Source organism: Candidatus Streptomyces philanthi (assembly GCF_059553635.1).
The window spans coordinates 1-7,499 of record NZ_JCANQV010000277.1 but is presented as its reverse complement, the minus strand read 5'-3'; the positions used below and the strand labels follow the sequence as shown (position 1 = coordinate 7,499).

The following is a 7,499-nucleotide window of genomic DNA, read 5'->3' as shown; positions in this document are numbered from 1 at the left end:
ACGACGAGCGCCCGGGGCGGCGGGGCCGGGGCGGGCCCCGGCCCCCTGTGCGGTGCGGTCACCGGCGGTCGCCCAGTGCCGTGGGGGCGATCCTCGGCGGGGTGAGGACGGCCGTCGCGGACGGCGCGAACGGTGCCTGGACGAACACGCCCAGCCGCAGGTCGTCGCCGGTGCCGAGGAAGGTCCGGGCGAAGCGCCAGTCCTCCTCCCCCGGTACGCGCCAGAAGGCGGCGTACCGGCGGCCCTCGCGGGTCAGCAGCAGGTCCGCCTCGGGGCCGTCCAGCCGGGGGCCGAGCGCCTCGTCGGACCACGGGCGGGACAGGACGGTGACGACCGCCCAGCCGCCGTCCCGGGTCCGTTCGACGCACGCCTTGAACCAGCCGTCACCGCCGTGCAGGGCGAGCCCCGCCGCGTCGCCGAACCGCGTCTCTTGGCCGTCGGTGACCGTGACGCGGGTCCAGGCGGTGAAGTCGCCGGAGACGGGGTGCTGGAGCAGCGGCAGGCTGTCCGCCTCGTAGGAGCCGGGCATGGCGAAGAGGTCGGCGCCGCCGGGCGCGGTGATCTCCAGCGTGCCGTCGTCCCGCAGGGCGCAGGAGCGCGGGCGGCCGGTCCAGCGCCAGTCGACGGCGCGGCCGTCCCCGGCGGGGAGGGTGAGCGGGGCGCCGGCCGTCACGGCGCGGTCATCCCGCCGTCGACGCTGATGGCCTGGCCGGTGACCCGGGGGGCGCCGGCGAGGTAGGCGACGAGGTCGGCGATGTCCTGCGGGGTCTGGAACTCGCGCTGCGGGATCATCGACCGCATCCGCTCCCAGCACTCGTCCTCGGTCTCGCCGGGCCGGACGAACTCCGACAGCAGGTACTGCCACATGTTGGAGCGGATCATGCCGGGGCAGACCGCGTTGACGCGGATGCCCTCCTTGGCGACCTCCTGGGCGAGGGCGGCGGTGAAGCCCACCACGCCGAACTTCGCGGCGCAGTAGTGCGCGACCTTCGCGAACCCGGAACGGCCGGACACCGACGAGAAGTTGATGATGGCGCCGCCGCCGGAGGCGCGCAGCAGCGGCAGCGCCTGTCGGGAGGAGAGGAAGACGCCGTCGAGGTTGCCGGAGACCACGTGCCGGAACTCGGACAGTTCCATCCGCTCGACGGGGCAGACATGGGTGACGCCGAAGGCGTTGACGACGGTGTCGAGGCGCCCGTGCGTCTCGCCGAGGCCGGCGTAGAGGCGGCGGACGGCGTCCTCGTCGGTGGCGTCGGCCTCGGCGGCGGTGACGTCCATGCCGTCCGCGGTGAGCCGGGCCGCCAGTTCCTGGGCCTCGGCGAAGCCGCTGACGCGGGTGGAGCGGTAGTGGTTGAACTCCGAGGGCAGCCGGTCGGTGTCGGCGACGACGACGGCGGAGCCGCGCCGGGCGAGGGTCTCGACGACGGCGGCGCCGATGCCCCGGCCGCCGCCGACCACCAGGGCCACCTTGCCGGTGAGGTCCGTCGAGGGCTGTGCGTTGTCCACGGTCATCGTTCCTTTCCGGTCGCCGCGCCGGTGGGCGCGGGAGCGAGGGAGTAGGGCAGCGGCGGCAGGACGAGGGCGTCCAGGAGCCGGGGGAAGGCCCGGTAGTCGGCGAGGTTGCGTTCGGGGCGGGTCACCAGGTGCCGCAGTGCGGTGACGTCCGTGCCGTCGTCCGGGTCCAGGGCGTCGAGCGCGGCGAGGACCGCGTCGTCGCGCCGCCCGAAGAAGTCGCCGAACAGCCGCTCGGCGCTCTCCAGGGCCTTTTCGGGGTCGGTGCCGGTGCGCGGGGGGACCCGCAGCCGGTCCGGCAGGGTCGTGTCGTGGGCGGGGTCGAGGGGCAGCGGAGTGCCGTCGAGGGCGCACAGGAAGGCGGCGTCGCGGTAGGGGCCGGTGGTGCGCAGGGCCGCGGGCGCGAAGTCGCGGTGCAGCAGCTTGTCCGTCAGGACGTCCTCGTCGACCCGGCCGAGGGGGACGACCCGGCTCATCACGAAGTCGCCGGTGGTGTCGAGGGTGGTGGGCACGAGGTTGTCCGGCGGGAGGAGTTCGACGGCGGGGCCGACGTCGGCGGCGAGGACGGGCACGCCGTGCGCCAGCGCCTCCAGCACCACCCGGCCCAGCGTCTCGCGGGACGCGGTGCTCGGGAACAGCAGGACGTCGATGCCGGAGAAGAACTCCGCGAGCCGGTCCTGGCCGAGGACCCCGGCCAGGCGCACCGCGTCGGCGGGCACGCCCTGCTCGCGCAGCGCCGCCCGGATCGGGTCGGCCTCCCAGCGGGGGTGGTTGGGCTTGCCGGCGCAGGTCAGCGTGGTCCGTCCGCCGGTGGCGCGGTGGCAGCGGGCGAAGACCGACAGCACCTGGTCGAAGTTCTTCGCCAGGGACAGCGCGCCCAGGTAGCCGAGGCGCAGCGGCTCGCCGGGGCCCGGGACAGGGGCGGGCGGGCGCAGCGGCAGCCGGTCGAGCATCGGGTAGGCGACGGCGGTGTCGGTGTCGTCCAGTGCCGGGAACTGGTCGCGGAACAGCCGCCGGGTGTAGGCGGTGGGGAACAGTGCGAGGTCGCCGGGGCGCAGCAGCGGCGCGCACAGTTCCTCCTGGGCCCAGTAGCCGGACCACAGGGCGGTGTGCACCTCCCGCACGATGCGGAAGCGTCCGCCGGTGCGTTCACGCCAGAGGTGGTAGAGGAAGGCGTACGGGCCGGAGCCGGCGTACACCACGTCGCCGGGGTCCGCCCCGGCGACGCTGGCGGGGCCGGTGGTGAGGTCGTGCCAGGCCACGGTCCGGTGGCGGGTGAGGAGGCCGGCGGCCTCACGGTGCATCAGGATCGCGCCGTCGACGATCCCGTCGGTGTCCGGCGCCCGGTAGTCATGCGTGTGCAGCCGCACGGGTGCCCTCCGTACCGGTCCGGAGGCCGGTGAGCAGCGTGCGCAGCTGCTCGGGGCCCATGCCGTGCCGCCGCAGCTGGCGGTCGTGGACGCAGGTGTCGATGTCCTGGCGTACGCCGTGGACCTCGGCGGGCAGCAGGTACTTGGCCCGCAGTCCCTCGCCGAAGCCGCCCCGGGCGCCGTTGTACTCGACGGTCAGCAGCCGGCGGCAGCCGGTGAGCAGCGCGAGGTCGGCGGCGGACAGGTCGGGGTCGAGGGCCGCGCAGTGCAGGTGGGGCAGGCCCGTTGCCTCGTTGGCCTCGGCGACCAGGACACCGGCGTAGCCGAAGGTGACGACGGCGGCCTCGGGCCGGTCGCCGGGCGGGGTGAGCCAGACGCCGCCGTCGAGGTCGGCGGAGCAGTCCGCGGCGGGCGGGTCGAACTTGGCGTCGGCCATGCTGACGATGTGCGCGGTGTCCGGGTGGGCCTCCAGGCGGCGCAGGCAGGCGGCGAACTCGGCGGCGGTGACCGGTTCGTACACCCGGGTGTCCAGCAGCAGTCCCAGGAGGTTGGCGGCGTTGTGGGCGCTGCCCCAGGCGCCCCAGCTGCGGCCGGCGAGGACCAGGAGGTTGCGGACACTGGTGGTGGCCTCGGTGAGCATGCTCAGCGAGTCCATGTAGTACATGGCGTCGGTGGCGACGACCTTGAGGACGCGCTCGGGCAGGGCGAGGGTCAGTCCCACCGACAAGGTCTCGGCCAGTCCGGTGTTGGTGTACGGGACGTGGTCGCGCAGCCCGAACCGGGCCGCCATGTCGGCGGTGAACACGGCCATCTCGCGGCCGGTGTCGCGCTGGTGCGCGGCGAGCATCCGGCCCGCGGTGGTCGCGAAGGACACCTTGGGGCGGGCGCCGGCGGGCGGGGCGGCGGCGGGCGGTTTGAAGCTGTGGTCGCCCTTGCGGGTGCGGCACACCAGGGCCGCGGAGCCGGGCGCGGCGAGCAGCGCCCCGAGGGCGTCGGCCACCGCCGCGGCGTCCTGGCCGTCGGTCTCCTCGACGCGGCCGAGGTAGCTGCCGAGGTAGGAGAGGCTGACGGGCTTGGGCAGGGGTTCGATGCCCTTGCCGTTGGCGTCGACGACCAGGACGAGGTTGGTCAGCCCCTGGTCGTGGGCGAACCGCAGGCACTCGAAGACGACGCCCTCCTGGAGTTCGCCGTCGCCGGCCAGGCACACCACCTTGCGGTCGTCGCCGCGGGCGGCGAGGTCGCGGGCGAGGCCCACGGCCTGGGCGACGCCGACGCCGAGGCTGTAGCGCATGGTGTTGGCGAAGCCGAGGTCCTGGTGGACGACGCCGGTCAGCCCGCCCTGGTGCAGGGTGGTCAGCGGCGCGAACGGGAACGTCCCGCGGACGTAGTGCTCGGCGTAGAAGGCGGGCGCGATGTGGCCGCGGCCGACGATGAGTTCGGCGGGGGGCCTGCTGCCGGGGACGGCGTCGGCCTCCTCCGGTATCTGGTGGCCGATGCGGGGCAGGGCGCCGCTGGGGGGCACCAGGCCGAGGGCGAAGCAGGCCCGCACGATCTGGAGGGAGGAGACGTTGCTCTGGTGGTTGCCGGAGCCGGCGATCTCGTGCATCCGCAGCAGTACGTCGGCGCTGTCGGTGTAGAGCCGTTCCGGTACGGCGGCGGCGAGCTTGCGCAGGCCCTCCGTGAGGTCGGAGGATCCACCGCCGTCGGAGGCGTTCCGTTCGATCTCGGCGAGTTCGCGTGTGACGACCGCCCGTTCCTCTGGGGTGAGGCGGGGCAGCGCCTCCCGGGCGGGCCCGGCGAAGCGGTCCTGGAGTGTTCTCATCGCCCGGCCCCGCAGACCTCGTCCAGCGCCTCGCCGAGGACGCCCAGCGTCTCGTCGGCCTCGGCCTCGGTGGTGACGAACGCGGGGGCGAGCACCACCCAGTCGTCCTGGCCGCGCAGGATGACGCCGCGTGCGAGGCAGGCCCGCGCGACGCGCTCGCCGAGCGGCCCGGCGGCGGGGTCGGCGCCGTCCGCGACCAGCTTGACGCCGTAGAGCAGGCCGATGGCGCGGACGGTGCCGCGGGCGCCCACGATGTCGCGCAGGCGGGGTCCGATGTGGTCGGAGAGCCGCCGGATGCGGTCGGGGAAGCCGCCCTCGCGGAAGTGGGTGACGGCCGCCAGGCCCGCGGCGGAGGCCAGGGGGTTGGCCGCGTAGGTGTGGGAGGGCGCGAACGCGCGGGGGCCGCCGGTGTCCCCGAGTCCGGCGGCGACCGCCTCGGACATCAGCACGGCGGCGAGCGGCGCGTAGCCGCCCGAGATGCCCTTGCCGACGCACATCAGGTCGGGGGTGACGCCGAAGGTCTGGGCGGCGAACGGGGAGCCGGTGCGTCCGAAGCCGGTGACGATCTCGTCGAAGACCAGCAGGACGCCGTGCCGGTCGCAGACCTCCCGCAGGCCGGCCAGGTAGGCGGCCGGCGGGATCGCCATGCCGCGCAGGTGGATCACCGGCTCGACGACCAGCGCGGCCACGGAGTCGGGGCCCTCCGCCTCGATGGTGCGCTCCACCATCGTCACGGCGAGGGCGGCGGCCGCGTCGGCGTCGAGGCCGCAGAAGGACTCCAGGCAGTCCGGCGGCCAGAAGTGGACGACGCCGGGGAGCCCCGGGCCGAACCGGGTGACGTCGGGACGGCCGGTCAGCGACAGGGACCCGAACGTCGCGCCGTGGTAGCCGTGGTAGTGGCTGAGGACCTTGACCTTGCCGGGGCGGCCGTGGGCCCGGTGGTGGGAGCGGGCGAGCCGGACGGCCGCCTCGATGGCCTCGGAGCCGCCGTTGACGAGCTTGGCCGCGGTGATGCCCTCGGGCGCCAGGTCGACGAGGGAGGCGGCGAGGTCGAGCGCGGCTCGGTTGGCGCCGTGCAGCGGCGGGTTGAACGGCAGGGTCCGCAACTGCGTGGTGACGGCGTCGACGATCGGTGCGCAGTCGTAGCCGAAGCAGGTGACGAAGACACCGGAGAGGGCGTCGAGGTAGGAGCGTCCGGTGGCGTCGGTGAGGCGGACGCCCCGCGCCGAGGCGAAGAGGAGCGAGTCGTCGGAGTGCGGTACCTCGAAGCAGTAGGCGGACATGTCGGTCGGCCACGGCGATGCCGGGGTCGGGGGAACAGGCATGGGAAAGCCCTCCGTGCTCGTTGGGGGAAGGGAGATGCGGAGAGGAACGAGGGTGCGGGGAGGTGACGGGCCGGCGGGTGCGGGGGCGCACCGGGGCCCGTCCTCCGGGCAGGCCGTACCGCCGGACCGGCGCGCGGTACGAGGGGAAGCGGGCGGGCGCGGGCGCCCGGTGCCGCTGCGGGGACGGGGGTGCTCAGGGCGGCGAGGCGGCCGCGAGCAGGTGGTGCAGGGCGGACCTGCGGGCGGGCGACAGCAGCGCGAAGTAGTCGAGCCACACCGGGCTGAGGATGTCCCGGTCGACGATGTCCTTGGCGATGTCGACGATCACCGGCAGCGAGTGCGCCATCAGCAGCGGCATCAGCAGCCGTTCCTCGCCGCGCCGCAGCAGCCCGCGCTCGCGGGCCTGTGCGGTGAAGCGGCGCACGCAGGTGTGGCGTCCGGCGGCGTCCGGCACCCGTCCCACCGTCTCGGCGAGCCAGGCCAGGTCCAGCAGCCGGTCGCCGACGTGCAGATTGTCGAAGTCGAGGACCGCGAGGACCTCGGGCGCCGGCCCGTCGCCGGCGAACAGGAAGTGGTGGGGGTGGAGGTCGCTGTGGACGACGGCGGGCCGGGGGCACGGCTCCCCGTGGCCGGGGAGCCCGGCGTCGCGCAGCAGCGGCCCGGAGGCCACCACCGCGCGCAGTGCCGCGGCCGCCGCCCGGTGCCAGTCGTCGTCCTTGCTCCGGGCCAGCGGCAGCAGCCGCTCCTCGGCCTCGGTGAGGGCGTGCGTCCAGCGTTCCTCGTCGACCAGGCGCGGCAGCGGTACGGGCGCGAGCGCGTCCGTGACCTCGCCGGGCAGGTCGTCGAGGGCCTGCCGCAGGGCGAGTCCGGTGGTGAGGACGGCGTCGGCCTGGGCGGGGCTGGGGGTGGTGGTCGCGGCGCCCCGGTAGTACGGGGTGAGTTCGCAGACCAGTCCGTCGTGCCACACGGCGGGCGCGCCGTCCGCGGCCGGGACGGCCCGGGGCACCGGGACGCCGCGGGCGTGGCAGTGCGCGAGGACGCGCTCCTTGAGGGGGTAGAACCGTTCCTGGCGGGCCGCTTCGCGGTGGAGCTGCACCTTCAGCACGTGCTCGCCCCGGTGCCCGACCCGCCAGAGTCCGGCGGTGTGGCTGAGGACCCGCTGGGCGCCGCCGGGTGCGTCCGGGGCGGCGTCGCCGGCGGGGAGCGGACGGACCGGGAGTCCGGCCCAGGGTGCTCCCCAGTGAAGGGCGAGCACCCGCCGCACCCACGCCGCGCCGCCGACCGGACCGCCGTCCGGGAGCGGCGGGTCCTCGCGTGGCCATTCCTGCTTGTGCATAGCGTCCTTGTCCTGAGGGGGTCTGCCCTCAAGAGCACCGCATCCGCGCGGGGGACACCAGGTCCCCAAGACCTTCGGTGAGGGCACCGGACGCTGCCCTTCCGTTCCGGCCGGAGGGTCGTTGTTCCCTGTTC

At 75.1% G+C, this 7,499-nt stretch carries 6 protein-coding genes; all 6 read right to left on the bottom strand.

Going from position 1 to position 7,499, the window contains the following annotated elements; translation table 11 throughout:
* Positions 1-58 precede the first annotated feature (58 nt).
* Entirely contained in the window at positions 59-673 is a 615-nt protein-coding gene (locus AC51EU_RS24410) for a DUF1349 domain-containing protein (RefSeq protein ID WP_496269209.1), read from the bottom strand.
* The gene (locus AC51EU_RS24405; protein WP_496269208.1) at positions 670-1,506 is read right to left on the bottom strand and encodes an SDR family NAD(P)-dependent oxidoreductase; all 837 of its coding nucleotides are present in this window, start codon (positions 1,504-1,506) and stop codon (positions 670-672) included. Before AC51EU_RS24405 ends, AC51EU_RS24410 begins: the two co-directional genes overlap by 4 nt.
* A 2-nt stretch (positions 1,507-1,508) precedes the next feature.
* Positions 1,509-2,882, bottom strand: a complete 1,374-nt coding sequence (locus tag AC51EU_RS24400) for a glycosyltransferase family 4 protein (RefSeq protein WP_496269207.1) — start codon at positions 2,880-2,882, stop codon at positions 1,509-1,511.
* Positions 2,863-4,704, bottom strand: a complete 1,842-nt coding sequence (locus tag AC51EU_RS24395; RefSeq protein WP_496269206.1) for a 1-deoxy-D-xylulose-5-phosphate synthase N-terminal domain-containing protein — start codon at positions 4,702-4,704, stop codon at positions 2,863-2,865. Before AC51EU_RS24395 ends, AC51EU_RS24400 begins: the two co-directional genes overlap by 20 nt.
* The gene (locus tag AC51EU_RS24390; protein WP_496269205.1) at positions 4,701-6,029 is read right to left on the bottom strand and encodes an aminotransferase family protein; all 1,329 of its coding nucleotides are present in this window, start codon (positions 6,027-6,029) and stop codon (positions 4,701-4,703) included. Before AC51EU_RS24390 ends, AC51EU_RS24395 begins: the two co-directional genes overlap by 4 nt.
* Positions 6,030-6,222: 193 nt before the next feature.
* Entirely contained in the window at positions 6,223-7,365 is a 1,143-nt protein-coding gene (locus tag AC51EU_RS24385; RefSeq protein ID WP_496269204.1) for a phosphotransferase, read from the bottom strand.
* Positions 7,366-7,499: the final 134 nt, after the last annotated feature.

Excerpts from the sequence above, each read along its gene's own strand:
- AC51EU_RS24390 (WP_496269205.1), bottom strand. The coding sequence starts at position 6,029 with ATGCCTGTTCCCCCGACCCCGGCATCGCCGTGGCCGACCGACATGTCC.
- AC51EU_RS24385 (WP_496269204.1), bottom strand. The coding sequence starts at position 7,365 with ATGCACAAGCAGGAATGGCCACGCGAGGACCCGCCGCTCCCGGACGGC.
- AC51EU_RS24395 (WP_496269206.1), bottom strand. The coding sequence starts at position 4,704 with ATGAGAACACTCCAGGACCGCTTCGCCGGGCCCGCCCGGGAGGCGCTG.